Source organism: Jezberella montanilacus (assembly GCF_003003055.1).
Lineage (GTDB): Bacteria > Pseudomonadota > Gammaproteobacteria > Burkholderiales > Burkholderiaceae_B > Zwartia > Zwartia montanilacus.
In genome coordinates this window covers 1-14,624 of the sequence record NZ_PVTV01000001.1, presented here as the reverse complement: position 1 = coordinate 14,624, position 14,624 = coordinate 1, and the positions used below count along the sequence as shown (strand labels likewise).

13 protein-coding genes and 3 tRNA genes are annotated in these 14,624 nt (G+C 52.4%); 14 read left to right on the top strand and 2 right to left on the bottom strand.

What is annotated here, in order from left to right:
• Nucleotides 1–6 precede the first annotated feature (6 nt).
• Together BCM14_RS00080 and dacB are read right to left on the bottom strand one after the other, a co-directional pair.
• The gene (locus tag BCM14_RS00080; protein ID WP_106225964.1) at nucleotides 7–318 is read right to left on the bottom strand and encodes an ElaB/YgaM/YqjD family protein; all 312 of its coding nucleotides are present in this window, start codon (nucleotides 316–318) and stop codon (nucleotides 7–9) included.
• A gap of 115 nt (nucleotides 319–433) precedes the next feature.
• Nucleotides 434–1,873 (bottom strand): D-alanyl-D-alanine carboxypeptidase/D-alanyl-D-alanine endopeptidase, encoded by a 1,440-nt coding sequence (gene dacB, locus BCM14_RS00075; RefSeq protein ID WP_259673299.1) that lies wholly within the window; start codon nucleotides 1,871–1,873, stop codon nucleotides 434–436.
• Between the two features lie 91 nt (nucleotides 1,874–1,964).
• Between dacB and queA the strand changes: the two genes are divergently transcribed.
• The 14 genes from queA to BCM14_RS00005 all read left to right on the top strand — a co-directional run bounded on the left by queA (nucleotide 1,965) and on the right by BCM14_RS00005 (nucleotide 14,520).
• Nucleotides 1,965–3,032 carry a tRNA preQ1(34) S-adenosylmethionine ribosyltransferase-isomerase QueA gene (gene queA, locus BCM14_RS00070; RefSeq protein WP_106225962.1) on the top strand — a complete coding sequence of 356 codons (1,068 nt, stop codon included), beginning with the start codon at nucleotides 1,965–1,967 and terminating at the stop codon, nucleotides 3,030–3,032.
• On the top strand, nucleotides 3,013–4,152 hold the full coding sequence (tgt, locus tag BCM14_RS00065) for a tRNA guanosine(34) transglycosylase Tgt (protein WP_106225961.1): 1,140 nt from the start codon (nucleotides 3,013–3,015) through the stop codon (nucleotides 4,150–4,152). Before queA ends, tgt begins: the two co-directional genes overlap by 20 nt.
• A gap of 31 nt (nucleotides 4,153–4,183) precedes the next feature.
• Nucleotides 4,184–4,525: a preprotein translocase subunit YajC gene (gene yajC, locus BCM14_RS00060; RefSeq protein WP_106225960.1), complete on the top strand. Its 342-nt coding sequence runs from the start codon at nucleotides 4,184–4,186 to the stop codon at nucleotides 4,523–4,525.
• A gap of 60 nt (nucleotides 4,526–4,585) precedes the next feature.
• The gene (gene secD / locus BCM14_RS00055) at nucleotides 4,586–6,454 is read left to right on the top strand and encodes a protein translocase subunit SecD (protein WP_106225959.1); all 1,869 of its coding nucleotides are present in this window, start codon (nucleotides 4,586–4,588) and stop codon (nucleotides 6,452–6,454) included.
• A gap of 15 nt (nucleotides 6,455–6,469) precedes the next feature.
• The gene (gene secF, locus BCM14_RS00050; RefSeq protein WP_106225958.1) at nucleotides 6,470–7,417 is read left to right on the top strand and encodes a protein translocase subunit SecF; all 948 of its coding nucleotides are present in this window, start codon (nucleotides 6,470–6,472) and stop codon (nucleotides 7,415–7,417) included.
• A gap of 95 nt (nucleotides 7,418–7,512) precedes the next feature.
• Nucleotides 7,513–8,904 (top strand): tRNA (N6-isopentenyl adenosine(37)-C2)-methylthiotransferase MiaB, encoded by a 1,392-nt coding sequence (gene miaB / locus BCM14_RS00045; protein ID WP_106226035.1) that lies wholly within the window; start codon nucleotides 7,513–7,515, stop codon nucleotides 8,902–8,904.
• Nucleotides 8,901–9,929, top strand: a complete 1,029-nt coding sequence (locus BCM14_RS00040) for a PhoH family protein (RefSeq protein WP_106225957.1) — start codon at nucleotides 8,901–8,903, stop codon at nucleotides 9,927–9,929. The genes miaB and BCM14_RS00040 overlap by 4 nt, the downstream gene beginning before the upstream one ends.
• Complete coding sequence (gene ybeY, locus BCM14_RS00035) at nucleotides 9,922–10,389, top strand: rRNA maturation RNase YbeY (protein WP_106225956.1); 468 nt, start codon at nucleotides 9,922–9,924, stop codon at nucleotides 10,387–10,389. Before BCM14_RS00040 ends, ybeY begins: the two co-directional genes overlap by 8 nt.
• A gap of 92 nt (nucleotides 10,390–10,481) precedes the next feature.
• Nucleotides 10,482–11,354, top strand: a complete 873-nt coding sequence (locus BCM14_RS00030) for a CorC family transporter (protein ID WP_106225955.1) — start codon at nucleotides 10,482–10,484, stop codon at nucleotides 11,352–11,354.
• 15 nt (nucleotides 11,355–11,369) lie between these two features.
• Nucleotides 11,370–12,953: an apolipoprotein N-acyltransferase gene (lnt, locus tag BCM14_RS00025; RefSeq protein WP_106225954.1), complete on the top strand. Its 1,584-nt coding sequence runs from the start codon at nucleotides 11,370–11,372 to the stop codon at nucleotides 12,951–12,953.
• Complete coding sequence (locus BCM14_RS00020; protein ID WP_106225953.1) at nucleotides 12,950–14,098, top strand: GNAT family N-acetyltransferase; 1,149 nt, start codon at nucleotides 12,950–12,952, stop codon at nucleotides 14,096–14,098. The genes lnt and BCM14_RS00020 overlap by 4 nt, the downstream gene beginning before the upstream one ends.
• 134 nt (nucleotides 14,099–14,232) lie before the next feature.
• Nucleotides 14,233–14,308: transfer RNA gene (locus tag BCM14_RS00015), tRNA-Ala, on the top strand.
• Between the two features lie 29 nt (nucleotides 14,309–14,337).
• A tRNA-Glu gene (locus BCM14_RS00010) sits at nucleotides 14,338–14,413 on the top strand.
• Nucleotides 14,414–14,443: 30 nt separating this feature from the next.
• Nucleotides 14,444–14,520: transfer RNA gene (locus tag BCM14_RS00005), tRNA-Asp, on the top strand.
• Nucleotides 14,521–14,624 lie beyond the last annotated feature (104 nt).

The following is a 14,624-nucleotide window of genomic DNA, read 5'->3' as shown; positions in this document are numbered from 1 at the left end:
GGCTTCTTACCGGCGAGCGATCAAGAGACCGAGAACCAGACCAACCCCTGCAGCAATGCCAACTGCCTGCCATGGATTGTCATGCACATAATCGTCCGTGACACGCACAGCCTGCTTACCTTTTTGTAAGGCAGTCTCTTGTGCAACCAGTAAAGCTTCTCGCGTTGACTTAAGCGAGGCCATCGCACGTTCACGCAACTCGGTCGCGCGGTCACCTGTGCTCTGTGCGGCTTCGCGCAATAACTCCTCCGCAGCGTCCAGACCGTGTTTCAGGCCACTGATCACTTTTCCTTGTTCCTGGCTAGTTGTGTGTTCCATTTCGATCTCCGATCACGCCGTTGAAAAATTCATCATAGCAGTCATCGACTGACAACAAGATGAACGATTAGTTCTACAGGTCAAATTAAAAAAATACTTTTTCATGCGCGAGCAACTAGTGAGCGATTAGCCAGGCGATCACTGTATCTTCAAAACCCCGCACATCATTGGCACGCTCGTGATTGGTCAAACTCACCAATATGTAACGCTTGCCACTATTACCCATCACGTAGCCAGCCACCGAACGCGCATCTCTAAGCAAGCCTGATTTCATGTGAGCACGAGCCTGTGTGTTTTCGGCTTTCAACCGGTTACGCATGGTGCCGTCAACCCCGAGTACCGAAAGCGAAGAGAGGTATTGCTGCCTGAACTGAGACTGCCAAGCTTTTCTTAACATTTGAGCGAGATTGGCGGACGAGACCACACCAGTACGCGACAAGCCTGAGCCATTGTCAAGAATGAGCCCTTTCATTGGGATACCTTGTTCAGCGAGGATATTTTTAACAACTTCGGCGCTGCTCTCAACCGTCGCGGGACGCCTGCCAGCTTCAGCACCAAGGGTCAATAACAATACCCTGGTCATCACGTTATTGCTTGTTTTGTTGATCAAACGAATGATCTCGGCTAACGGTTCTGATTCATTCGTCGCCACCACTTTGGCATCAGCGGGGATAGATCCTTGTTTCACTGCACCCGTCATGGTGCCACCGAGCTCTTTCCATACGCTTTTGAACACTCTTGCCGCATAGTCCTGTTGGGACAATGCCAATTTATATTCATCAAACTCGCCACACGACCCAGCAGCCTGACCTGAAACTTTGAAACGAACCTGTCCGTCGACCGTGATGGTCTGTACGTTTACGGCGGGCGCACTCAGGCATTTCCCATCCTTCCATTCCACAGCACCCTCCACGCCGACACCCTCAATAGCGGGATCGATCGAAGGCTGCCAAGTGCGGGTCGCTTCATCTGGACTAAAGAGCAACCTTAAAGCACCAAATCCGATAATGAAGGCATCGGGACTAGCGTTATAGGGACGGTCTGCTGCACCGTCAAAACTGCCAGGATCAATGGCGACATCGCCAAAAATAGACCGATCGACAATCACTTCAGAGAGTTGTGTGATGCCGCGCAACTTCAACGCTTCCAACAAATGCGAAAAATTCTGAATCAGCAACAGTGGATCACCGCTAGCCCTGACGTATAAAGGACTAGAGAGCACGCCGTTACTGACTTGGGCATCCGCATTAATCAATAAATCTGTGCGCCACGCATAGTTGGGGCCTAAATGGGATAGCGCCGCATAGGTGGTCACCAGTTTCATGACTGATGCTGGGTTGCGCGGCACATCTGGGTTGACGGCGAACAATCTGGGACCGCCAATTTCTTCTACTGTGAGAGACAAAGCGGCTTCTGGTATGTTAGTTTTCGCCCACGCCTGGGCCAGTTCAGGCGGAAGCTTGCCTTGGGCCTGAACGCTCGCGCCTAACACCAAGAACCCCGTCAACAGTACACGCAAAAAACCGCTCATATGTTCCGTTATAAAGCCTTGCATGCCACACCTGTTTGTTCATCACCAGACGACAGCATACAAAAAACCAGGTGAGACGGCTTAAAATGCGCCCTCGCCAACTTGAGATTTGCACGTGACCGGCTTTTTAACCCTTAAAGATTTTGACTACATTCTGCCCGATGAACTGATCGCGCAACAACCTGCTGCCACTCGAACGGACAGCAGGTTGTTGCATGTCGACGCGCGGGGCCAGCTATTCGATCGAGGCTTTATCGCTTTGCTGGATCTACTCAAACCCAATGATCTGCTGGTGTTTAACAACACACGCGTCATCAAAGCCAGACTATTTGGACAAAAAGAATCGGGCGGCAAAGTCGAGGTGCTTGTCGAGCGAATCACTTCGCCCCACTGTGCCTTGGCACACATCCGCTCAAGTCGATCGCCACTGGAGGGAAGTCGACTGAGGCTCGCAGACGCCTTCGAGGTCCTTGTCACGGGTCGAGAGCATAATCTTTTCAAACTACAATTCGATCAGCCGGTACTCGAACGACTAGAACAATACGGCAGCACACCACTACCGCCATATATTGAGCATACCCCTGACGAGCATGATATTGAGCGCTATCAAACTGTTTACGCGACGACGCCAGGCGCCGTGGCCGCCCCGACCGCCGGCCTGCATTTTGATGATTCACTGTTGGCTCAGCTTAAGTCCAAGGGTATTGAGCAGGCTTTTGTCACCCTGCATGTAGGGGCTGGTACCTTTGCGCCAGTAAAACTAGAAAAGCTCGATGAGCACATCATGCACGCCGAGTGGTACGAAGTACCAACAGCAACGGCAGACGCGATTGTTCAAGCAAAACGAAGTGGCGGGCGCGTTATCGCAGTCGGCACAACGAGCGTCAGAGCACTGGAGTCAGCCGCCAGAGCGCAAGCCATCGCGGACAGCCATCTGGCACTAACCGCCCACTCAGACGACACCAGGCTATTCATTACTCCTGGCTTCAAATATCAGGTAGTTGATGCGCTCATTACGAACTTTCATCTGCCTCAATCCACACTGCTTATGCTGGTCGCAGCCTTCATTGGCTTACCCCGCATGAAACTGGCCTACCAGCATGCAGTCGAGCAGCGCTATCGATTTTTTAGTTACGGCGACGCCATGTTTTTAGAAAAAGACCTTGAAAATGCTCAAATTTGAACTCCTAGCGACTGATGGACACGCCAGGCGCGCCCAGATGACTTTGAATCACGGCGTGGTGCAAACGCCCATGTTCATGCCAGTCGGCACCTACGGAAGCGTCAAAGCCATGATGCCCCATGAGCTCGAAGAGGTCGGTTCGCAGGTGATCTTAGGCAACACCTTCCACCTGTGGCTGCGCCCAGGCACAGAAGTTATCGCCAAGCATGGTGGGCTGCACGGCTTCATGCAATGGCCAAAGCCAATTTTGACTGATTCGGGTGGCTTTCAGGTCTTTAGCTTGCAAGGCATGCGAAAAATCACTGAAGAAGGTGTGAAATTTGCATCCCCAATTGATGGGTCGCGACTATTTTTGACCCCTGAAGAGTCGATGAAGATCCAAACAGCACTCAATTCAGACATCGTCATGGTGTTTGATGAATGCACCCCCTACATGATCAAAGACAAACCCGCGACCGAGCTAGAAGCGGCCGTATCAATGCGGATGTCACTGCGCTGGGCCAAACGTTCGCGCAATGCCTTTGACGACTTGTCCAACAACAACGCCTTATTCGGCATCGTTCAGGGCGGCATGTTCGAAGACTTGCGGGACGAATCTCTATCGGGCCTCGAAGAAATTGGTTTTGATGGCTATGCGATTGGAGGCCTGTCAGTGGGTGAACCTAAAGAGGACATGCTAAGAATTTTGACGCATGTGGCCCCCAAACTGCCAGAACAGCGCCCTCGCTATCTCATGGGTGTCGGGACACCCGAGGATCTGGTTGACGGCGTTGCCCGCGGTATCGACATGTTCGACTGTGTCATGCCCACTCGGAACGCCCGTAACGGGTGGTTATTTACCCGGTTTGGTGATGTCAAAATTCGCAACGCCAAATACAAAGATGATACCGCCCCGCTGGATCCCAGTTGTGGCTGCCACACCTGCCAGCACTTCTCGCTCGCCTATCTTCATCACCTGCAGCGAGCCAACGAAATTACTGGCGCCAGACTCAATACACTCCATAACCTGCATTTCTATCTCACCATCATGGCCGAGATGCGTGAGGCGATTGAACAAGGACGGTTCAAAACGTGGCGTGAACAGTTTGACAAAGACAGAACAAGCAAATCGGTACAATAGCCCGCTAATCGCTTTATCCACAGGAGACTTTATGTCCGTTTTCTCAATCCCTAGTCTGATCGTCGCACAATCCGCTGAGACGACCAATTCGCTGATCCAGATGGCTCCCATTGCCCTGATGTTCGCGGTGGTTTATTTCCTAATGATCCGCCCGCAAATGAAGCGTCAAAAAGAATTGCGCAACTTGCTCGGCGCGCTCGCAAAAGGCGATGAAGTAGTCTGCGCGGGCGGTGTTCTGGGCAAAATCAGTAAGGTCAACGACAATTACGTGACCGTGGAAATTGCCGAACAGGGTGGTTCTGTCGTTGAAGTCATCATGCAAAAAGGCTCGGTGACTGCTGTGCTGCCTAAAGGCACGATCAAGGCGCTGTAATCGTTATACAGCCTCAGCGCATCGTGTGCTGAGGCTAAACCCTTCTTGTTTGCTTAAACAATGAATCGCTATCCACTCTGGAAATACCTGACGGTGCTGTTCGCCGTTCTCATCGGCTTACTCTATACCCTCCCCAATCTGTTCGGCGAATCTCCTGCCGTGCAAGTTTCGAGTGCCAAAGCAACGATCAAAATTGATCCGCGCATGCTTGATAGAGTTCAAGAGATACTAAAGCAAGCTGGTATTAAAGATACGGGTGCAAGCTTCGAGCAAAATGGTCCTGCTGGTACCGTGCGCGTGCGCCTCGCTGACACAGACATCCAGATCAAGGCTCGCGATATTGTTGAAAAAGCGCTGAACCCGAACGCTGGCGATCCAAGCTATACGGTGGCACTCAACCTTTTACCTGCATCACCGTCTTGGTTGACGGCTCTTGGTGCCCACCCCATGTATTTGGGCCTGGATCTGCGCGGTGGCGTGCATTTTCTGCTGCAAGTCGATATGCAGGGAGCCTTAACCGCACGCTATGACTCGATGGTCACTGATATCCGCGCGAGTCTGCGAGACCAAAAAATCGACACAACGGGCATTGAAAGAAGTGGAATGTCTGTCCTTATCAGCTTCAGTGACGATGCATTGCGAAATAAAGCCTTGGCGCTCTTGCGCACACGCAACAACGACTTGCAACTGGTCGAACAAACTGATGGCGCTAAATTTCAACTCAACGGATCGCTGAGTCCGACGGCAGTGGCCGCTGTTCAAACCAATGCGCTCAAGCAAAATATCGCAACCTTGCACAATCGAATTAACGAGCTAGGCGTGGCTGAACCCATCATTCAGCAGCAAGGTAATGATCGGATCGTCGTTCAGTTGCCAGGGGTACAAGATGTCGCGAAGGCTAAGGACATTCTGGGTAGAACCGCGACGCTTGAAATTCGCATGGTCGATGACTCGCCAACCGCACAGAGCGCCCTGGCTGCAGGCACCGTCCCGTTCGGTCTCGAGCGTTATCTTGATCGGGACGGGCGGCCGATTCTGGTCAGACGACAAGTGCTGCTAACCGGCGAAAATCTGCAAGATGCTCAGGCGGGCCGTGATTCTCAATCGCAGCAAGCGGCGGTCCATTTGACACTAGACACGAAAGGCGCAAGAATTTTTCGGGATGTCACCCGTGACAATATCGGCAAGCGCATGGCCATTCTCTTATTTGAGAAAAATCGTGGTGAGGTCGTGACTGCACCAGTGATTCGAGGCGAGATCCCTGGTGGTCAAGTCCAAATTTCTGGCAGTATGAACTCGGAAGAAGCAGCCGACATCTCGCTACTGCTCCGCGCCGGTTCATTGGCTGCCCCAATGGAAATCATCGAAGAGCGCACAATCGGGCCAAGCCTTGGTGCGGACAATATCGCCAAAGGCTTTAATTCGACTCTCTACGGCTTTCTGGCAATCGCCGTCTTCATTATTCTTTACTACCAGTTATTCGGAGTGTTCTCGACCATTGGCCTGAGCCTCAACGTATTGATGCTGCTTGCAGTGCTGTCGTTATTGCAAGCCACACTCACCTTGCCCGGCATTGCCGCTATCGCTCTGACGCTAGGCATGGCGATCGATTCGAATGTGCTGATTAACGAGCGGATCCGTGAGGAATTGCGCAATGGCGAATCGCCACAGAACGCGATCAACATGGGCTTCGAGCGAGCCTGGGGCACCATCCTTGACTCGAATATCACAACACTGATTGTCGGTTTGGTACTGTTCGGTTTGGGGTCAGGTCCCATCAAAGGCTTTGCAGTCGTGCACTGCCTGGGCATCCTGACATCGATGTTCTCGTCGGTCATCGGCGTTCGTGCGCTCGCCAACCTCTGGTACGGCCGCAAGAAGAAACTGTTGTCGATTTCGATCGGAACCGTCTGGAAACCCAAGGACTGAAGGAATATATAGATCATGGAATTTTTCCGAATCGGTCGCACGATCCCCTTTATGCGCCACGCAGTGGTGCTCAACATCATCAGTTTTGTGACCTTTCTTGCTGCGGTATTTTTTATCGCTACGCGTGGATTTCATCTATCGATTGAATTCACCGGTGGGACGGTTATGGAGGTCAACTACACCCAGTCTGCGCCAATCGAGAAGGTGCGGTCGGTTGTGTCAGATCTGGGCTACACCGATTTTCAGGTACAAAATTTCGGCACGACCCGCGACGTCATGATCCGGTTGCCCTTGATTGCTGGTCAATCATCGGCAGCCCAGAGTGACACAGTCCTGAAAGCGCTCAAAACTGCTGACTCAAGTGTCGAACTCCGGCGGGTAGAGTTTGTCGGCCCCCAAGTTGGTCGAGAGCTCGTTGAAAATGGTCTCCTGGCACTGTTTTTTGTGGTGCTTGGTATCGTTGTTTACCTGGCTATTCGATTTGAGTGGAAGTTCGCAATCGCGGGGGTTTTAGCTAACCTGCACGATGTGATCATCATTCTTGGCTTCTTCGCTTTCTTCGGTTGGGAGTTCTCGCTCTCCGTTTTGGCGGGGGTATTGGCGGTGCTTGGCTACTCAGTCAACGAGTCGGTGGTGATCATGGATCGAATCCGCGAGAACTTTCGGAAAGAGCGTGACCTGTCAGTCGCCGAAGTCATCAACGGTGCAATCACCCAGACCATCTCGCGCACCATCATCACCCACGGCTCAACACAGATGATGGTGATGTCCATGCTGATCTTTGGTGGGCCAACGCTTCATTACTTCGCATTGGCGTTGACCATTGGCATCTGGTTCGGTATCTATTCGTCTGTTTTCGTCGCTGCGGCGATCGCCATGTGGCTAGGCATCAAACGTCAAGACCTGATTAAGCCGATTAAGGTCAAGACTGAGGACACGGAAGAAACCTACACGATCGACTAATCGACAACGTGAAGCTGCGACGGCTATCGCACTCGCGGTAAAATAGTTGCTTCACCACTTCTGCCCCCGGGATGAACACCCGTCACGGCGCCATTATGCAAAAAACAGATACCCCCAATCAGGGTGACAAAATCTTGTCCCCCAAAAAAGTTTTCATCCGCACCTTTGGCTGCCAGATGAACGAGTACGACTCTGACAAAATGTTAGATATGCTGGGCCAAGAACGTGGCGTCGTCGTCACGCAAAACCCTGAAGAAGCAGATGTCATCCTTTTCAATACCTGTTCAGTCCGAGAAAAAGCTCAAGAAAAAGTATTTTCAGATCTCGGCAGAATCAAACATTTAAAAAAATCGAATCCTGATCTGGTAATTGGTGTTGGCGGATGCGTTGCTAGCCAGGAGGGCAGCGCCATCGTCGACCGAGCACCTTATGTCGACGTGGTTTTTGGTCCTCAAACCTTGCACCGCCTGCCAGAACTGATTGCGCGCCGTCGCAGCGAAGGTCGCTCGCAAGTCGATATCAGTTTCCCCGAAATCGAAAAGTTCGATGCCATGCCGCCCCCACGGGTTGAAGGGGCCAACGCTTTCGTATCCATCATGGAAGGCTGTAGCAAATATTGCAGTTTCTGTGTCGTGCCTTATACCCGTGGCGAAGAAATTTCTCGACCGTTTGAAGACGTGCTGACTGAAGTTGCAGACCTCGCAGACCAAGGTGTCAAAGAAGTGACTTTGCTTGGACAAAACGTCAACGCGTATCGCGGCAAAATGGGTGATAGCCAGGACATCGCTGATTTCGCGACCCTGCTTGAATACGTGCACGAGATACCCGGTATTGAGCGCATCCGTTACACCACGTCGCATCCAAAAGAAATGACCACGCGGATGACGGATGTGTATGCCAACCTGCCCAAACTCGTCTCGTTTCTGCACTTGCCCGTGCAGTCCGGTAGCGACAGGATTCTAGCCGCCATGAAACGGGGCTACACCGCAATTGAATTCAAATCTATCGTTCGCAAGCTGAGGGCCGCACGCCCGGGGCTGACCTTGTCGTCGGACTTCATCGTAGGCTTTCCCGGTGAAACAGAAGACGATTTCAACAAAACCATGCGCCTGATAGAAGAAGTGGGCTTTGATACTTCATTCTCTTTTGTTTACTCGCGTCGTCCCGGCACACCAGCAGCAGATTTGGTGGATGACACGCCACAGACACTCAAACTGCAACGCTTACAAAAGCTTCAAGCACTGATCAATGAGCAAGCTAATGCTATCGCACGCGACATGATTGGTAGCGTCCAGCGCGTACTTGTAGAGGGAACCTCTACAAGAGACTCCAGTGAACTCGCCGCACGCACCGACAATAACCGTATCGTCAATTTTGCGGGCCATCCCCGACTGATCGGGCAAATGATTGACGTCACCATCACACAAGCCATGGCCAATACTTTTCGTGCAGAGGCGATCACGTCACTCGGGCAAGCGCAAACATGAGCATAACGCCTGCCCGTGCATCGACCCGTTCTCGCCCCAAGCCAGTGATCGTTCGCTTAGAGGGTAGTAATCAACAACTATCCAACCTCTGCGGGCCACTGGACGCTAATATCAAGCAGATAGCCACCGCACTGGATCTTGATATCTCTCGCCGAGCGGGCAAAATATCGATGCTGGGCGCCCACGCAGAGGCTGCCAGTAAAATGCTGTTTGCTTTTCATGATCTGGCTGAGCAGCGCGCTTTGTCGATTGAAGACATACAGCTTGGCCTGGTCGAACTTGGGGTTGGGCGACAAACACCTGTCAGTTCATCCAACTTTGATGCCAACGAGTTTCCTCCCCTGGACGATGCAAGCGATTCGATCGCCCTACGCACCCGGCGTACCGATTTGAGACCCCGTACGCCGAGGCAAAGGGACTATCTCAACAACATTCTAAAAAGCGACATCACGTTTGGTGTTGGGCCAGCCGGGACAGGCAAAACCTGGCTTGCGGTCGCCTGCGCCATCGACGCCATGGAACGCGAGAGCGTCCAACGCATCGTTCTGACTCGACCTGCCGTTGAAGCCGGTGAGCGGCTGGGCTTCTTGCCCGGTGATCTCGCACAAAAGGTGGATCCCTATCTTCGACCGCTTTACGATGCACTCTATGACCTGATGGGGTTTGAGCGCGTGCAACGGCTTTTTGAAAAACAAACGATCGAAATCGCACCGCTTGCCTATATGCGCGGTCGCACGCTCAACCACGCGTTCGTAATTCTGGATGAAGCGCAAAACACCACGCCGGAACAGATGAAAATGTTTCTGACTCGTATTGGCTTTGGTAGCAAAGCAGTCATCACAGGCGATCCTTCTCAAGTTGATCTGCCCAAAGGACATCGCAGCGGTTTAGCGCACGCAGTCAAAGTACTTGAGGATGTAAAAGGGATTGCTTTCACCAAGTTTACGAGTCGCGACGTGGTGAGGCACCCTCTCGTAGCCAGAATAGTGGATGCCTACGAAAAGGCTGAGCAAGACAATGGCTAGGCTGTCGGTCTCCGTCCAGTATGGGGTTCAAGCACCCTTGTTGTCTCGCACCAGATTACGTCGCTGGGTAGCCAAAGCTGTTGACATCGCTCGTGAAGATGACTTGGTAAAGTTTGACCACGTAGCCATTGTCATCCGTTTAGTCGGTCTCTCAGAAGGTCGCAAAATCAATGGTGGCTATCGCGACAAAGACTATGCAACCAACGTACTGACCTTCGAATATGGGCTACAGCCCGATCAATCCATCATGGGTGACGTCATCATTTGCGTGCCTGTCCTGATAAAAGAGGCCAAAGCGCAAGGCAAGGCTTTTTTAGATCATGCCGCCCATCTCACCCTTCACGGAACGCTGCATGCGCTTGGCTACGATCACATCAAAGCCAGCGATGCCAAACGCATGGAAGCGCTAGAAATCCGTACACTCGAAAAAATGCGGATTGCTAATCCTTACCTTGCATAATTGCCATGGTGGGAACAGCAGCTTTAGCCATGACACCCTGATCACTCAACTTTGGGTTATCCTATCTTTATTGAAATTTTGTCCGACGGACGATGCCAGAACCCTACCCACCTGCCGACGCTGACGCGCAAACGGCCAAAACCTCACGCAACTCCTTTATCGACCGGCTGCTATCCCGAGTCAGGCGTGAACCCGAAGATCGCGAAGACATCATGGCCGTACTCGAGGCAGCCAGAGCTCGCGACCTGATCGACAACGACTCGTACTTAATGCTCAAAGGCGCTTTGGCCGTCTCTGAGCAGACCGCCGCTGACATCATGGTGCCCCGGGCACGCATGGATATGATCGACCTGGCTCAGCCGCTCAACAAGCTATTGCCCGTCATCATTGAGACCGCGCATTCAAGATTCCCTGTGTTTGAAGGTAGTCGGGACAATATCGTTGGTGTCGTCATGACCAAAGATCTTTTGCAATGTATGGTTGATGAAACCTTAACGCTGAAAGACCTTGTCAGACCTGCTGTGTTCATACCTGAAACCAAACGGCTCAATATCTTGCTGCACGAATTCCGTATCCGGCGCAACCACATTGCAATAGTGATCGACGAACACGGTGGGATAACGGGTCTTGTCACACTGGAAGATGTGCTCGAACAAATCGTCGGAGAAATTGAAGACGAATACGACGTGGATGGCGTGAAAACCATTTTCAATGACGGGGCAAATACCTGGCGTGTCTTGGCTACAACAGAGATCGAAATCTTTAACACTCAATTAAAAGCCAATATCCCTCAAGGCGATTACGACACGATCGGTGGTTGGCTAGCAGACGAACTCGGTCGCATCCCCAAACGCGGGGATCTGGTCAAGCAAGGTGATCTGCAAATTGAAGTCATGCGCGCCGAGTCACGACGCGCACTCTGGTTGCGCGTCCGAAGGCGCTCTATCAGCCCAAAGGGCGAATAGTTTGAGGACACCGGCGTGACTGAATTGGCCATCGCCGCCTTGCTTGTTTTGGCTGGTACCGTCCACGCCTTAAGTTTTGCACCAGACCCGATCTCTGCTTGGTTAATCGGGCCTACCAACATCGCCATGTTGGCCCTGCTCATCACCGCGATCTGGGCAGCACCCAGTCGAGCAACCGCAGTCTGGCGTGGCTGGATATTCTCGGTCAGCAGCTTTTGCGTGGGTCTCTACTGGCTCACGATCAGCATGAATGTGTCCGGCCACATGCCACTGCCGCTTGCGGGCGCAGCGCTGTTTGCTTTGTCCGCCTATCTGGCAATTTATCCCGCTGCTGCTGCCTATTTGGCTTACCGTTTTAAGCCATCGCGTACAGCTTCACTAGCTGGCGTGCTTGCTTGGGCTTCGAGCTGGACACTCACCGAGTGGCTGCGCGGCACTGTCTTCACTGGCTTCCCCTGGCTTAACACCGGTTATTCACAGCTTGAAACGTATTTGGGTGGCTGGGCAGCCTTGGGGGGTGTTTATCTGGTGACCTTCCTGAGTGCGCTCCTTGCGGGTTTGCTTGCGCTAGTTTTATTTAAACCACTCCAGTCCTTACTCCCGACGAAGCGATCAATACTTAACCTCACGGCTGCTTGTCTAGTGACGCTGGGCGGTGGTTGGCTGATAGACCAACAGGCATGGACGACACCTGCTGGCGACCCGCTCAACGCGCGTCTGGTTCAAGGTGGGATCGAACAAGACATGAAGTTTGAACCTGAAAAAATCCTTGCTCATATCGAGCAACACCGGGTGCTTGCGCTTGGTTCAACACTTGCTGAGCAGCGTCCCGCACTTGTGTTGATCCCTGAAACAGCCATGACGGTCTTTCAAGATCAAGTCTCGCCAAGTGTCTGGCAAGCCTGGATCAATCTCGCTTCAGAACAGAACAGCACCATCATGCTGGGAGCGCCGCTACTGAACCGACAAGAACGACGCTACACCAACAGTGTGATTGCGATCGATCAAGACACGCCTCTTTCGCAATTGACCACAGGCCAAGTCGACCGACGCTACGATAAACATCACCTCGTCCCTTTCGGTGAATTCATTCCTTGGGGCTTTCGCTGGTTCGTCGACCTGTTGCACATACAGATGGGCGATTTTGATAGAGGTCTAAAAAACCAGACTTCCTTCAAAATCCGCGATCAATTGATTGGTCCCAATATCTGCTATGAAGATGTCTTTGGTGAAGAATTAATAGCCACCGTTGACACATCTAGTAAACAGACGGACGCAACAATTCTTGCGAATTTTAGTAATTTGGCGTGGTTCGGTGATTCATGGGCGTTACGCCAACACTGGCAAATGTCACGCATGCGAGCAATCGAAACGTCACGACCTATGTTGCGATCGACTAATACTGGCATCACAGGTGCGATTGACCATAAAGGGCATGCACTGGGCACTTTACCTACTATGCTTCCGGGTATTTTGGATATCACCGTGCAAGGCCAGCGTGGTCAAACCCCTTACGCACGCTTAGGTAATATGCCCATCTTGTTATTGTCGCTTGGCTTTCTAATCTGGCTTTACATCCGACAACGGACGACTCGATGACTGGCCTGAAACTTCGCACGGTGGGCCGAATGGCAGATATCGACGCTGCCGACTGGGACAAGCTTGTCACTGCAAGTGGCGGCTCTGTCATGCTGAAACATGCTTTTCTACAAGCGTTTGAAACATCGACCAGCGTCAGTCTAGACACCGGCTGGCAACCCCAGCACTTGCTGTTTCTGGATGAAAAAGAACTAGTCGGTGCGATCCCGTTGTACGCAAAGTCTCACTCATACGGCGAGTTTGTCTTTGATTGGGCCTGGGCCGATGCCTATCAGCGAAATGGCTTGAAGTACTACCCGAAATGGCTCTGTGGCGTGCCGTTTACGCCAGTGCCTGGCCCACGGCTATTGACGACCGATGCTTACCGACCAGCGGTTGCTGCCGGGTTGCTCGAATGGGCCAAGCTCAGCAAACTGTCGTCGCTACATGTGCTCTATACCGAACCAGCAGATCAAGAGGCCTTGGTTGAAACGGGTTGCATGCCGCGCAGCCACACCCAATTTCACTGGTTCAATCGGGGCTGGCATTCGTTTGATGCGTTTCTTGCCAGCCTAACCCAGCCCAAGCGTAAAAAAATCAAAGCGGAACGTCGCAAAGTCAGGCAGGCGGGGATAGTCACCAAGGTTTTCACCGGCACCTCCTTAAGCCCAGCGCATTGGGATTTCTTTTATCGCTGTTACGCCAACACTTATCACATGCGGGGCAACCCGCCCTATCTAACACCCGCTTTTTTTGAGCAAATCGCCAACACCATGGCTAAGCATTGCGTGATGGCACTGGCCTACGAGGGCGAGCGGCCGATTGCAGCTTCATTGCTATGGCGTGATCACGCGCACGGTCAACAACGCTTGTATGGCCGTTATTGGGGTGCGATAGAACACGTTGATTGCCTGCATTTCGAACTTGCCTATTACACCCCGCTTGAATGGGCGATTGCCAATGGCATTGACGTGATCGAGGGGGGGGCTCAAGGTGAACACAAACTGGCCAGAGGTTTTGTGCCGGTAGAAACACAGTCAGCGCACTGGCTGGCGCATCCAGGTTTTGCCGATGCAGTCGAGCAATTTCTGGCACGTGAGCGTGAAGGGGTTCAATCCTACGCAGATAGTCTCACGTCACCTTTCAAGCCCGAAATTGGTGATTAAGCGTGCTGTTTGAGCCATCGTACGCAAGGGCCGACTTGCGCGAAAGCCGAAACTTGTGCATAATCTCGCTTCTTCGCTACTGACACACTCTGGGTGAAACCTTAGTGCCAAGTCTGAAAGCAATTTCAGTATCTGGGGGTATAGCTCAGCTGGGAGAGCGCTTGCATGGCATGCAAGAGGTCAGCGGTTCGATCCCGCTTACCTCCACCAGTCGCAGTGAAGTTGGTAGCAAAAGTCCTGTCCCCATCGTCTAGAGGCCTAGGACATCACCCTTTCACGGTGAGTACAGGGGTTCGAATCCCCTTGGGGACGCCAGTCTTTCTGGTATCTATAGTAAACCGCTGCGGAGCGGTAGTTCAGTTGGTTAGAATACCGGCCTGTCACGCCGGGGGTCGCGGGTTCGAGTCCCGTCCGCTCCGCCATGTAGTCAAGGCTCTACCCCATTAACGGGGGATGAGCAGTATTCATTAAACAACAGCACTCATCAAACACGGCTAAATACGCCGTTCCAACCGCAGTGGGCCAA

Bases quoted from the DNA above. Each gene is read 5' to 3' on its own strand.
- BCM14_RS00020 (WP_106225953.1), top strand. From the start codon at position 12,950: ATGACTGGCCTGAAACTTCGCACGGTGGGCCGAATGGCAGATATCGAC.
- yajC (WP_106225960.1), top strand. From the start codon at position 4,184: ATGTCCGTTTTCTCAATCCCTAGTCTGATCGTCGCACAATCCGCTGAG.
- secD (WP_106225959.1), top strand. From the start codon at position 4,586: ATGAATCGCTATCCACTCTGGAAATACCTGACGGTGCTGTTCGCCGTT.
- BCM14_RS00080 (WP_106225964.1), bottom strand. From the start codon at position 318: ATGGAACACACAACTAGCCAGGAACAAGGAAAAGTGATCAGTGGCCTG.
- BCM14_RS00040 (WP_106225957.1), top strand. From the start codon at position 8,901: ATGAGCATAACGCCTGCCCGTGCATCGACCCGTTCTCGCCCCAAGCCA.
- BCM14_RS00030 (WP_106225955.1), top strand. From the start codon at position 10,482: ATGCCAGAACCCTACCCACCTGCCGACGCTGACGCGCAAACGGCCAAA.
- miaB (WP_106226035.1), top strand. From the start codon at position 7,513: ATGCAAAAAACAGATACCCCCAATCAGGGTGACAAAATCTTGTCCCCC.
- secF (WP_106225958.1), top strand. From the start codon at position 6,470: ATGGAATTTTTCCGAATCGGTCGCACGATCCCCTTTATGCGCCACGCA.
- dacB (WP_259673299.1), bottom strand. From the start codon at position 1,873: ATGCAAGGCTTTATAACGGAACATATGAGCGGTTTTTTGCGTGTACTG.
- ybeY (WP_106225956.1), top strand. From the start codon at position 9,922: ATGGCTAGGCTGTCGGTCTCCGTCCAGTATGGGGTTCAAGCACCCTTG.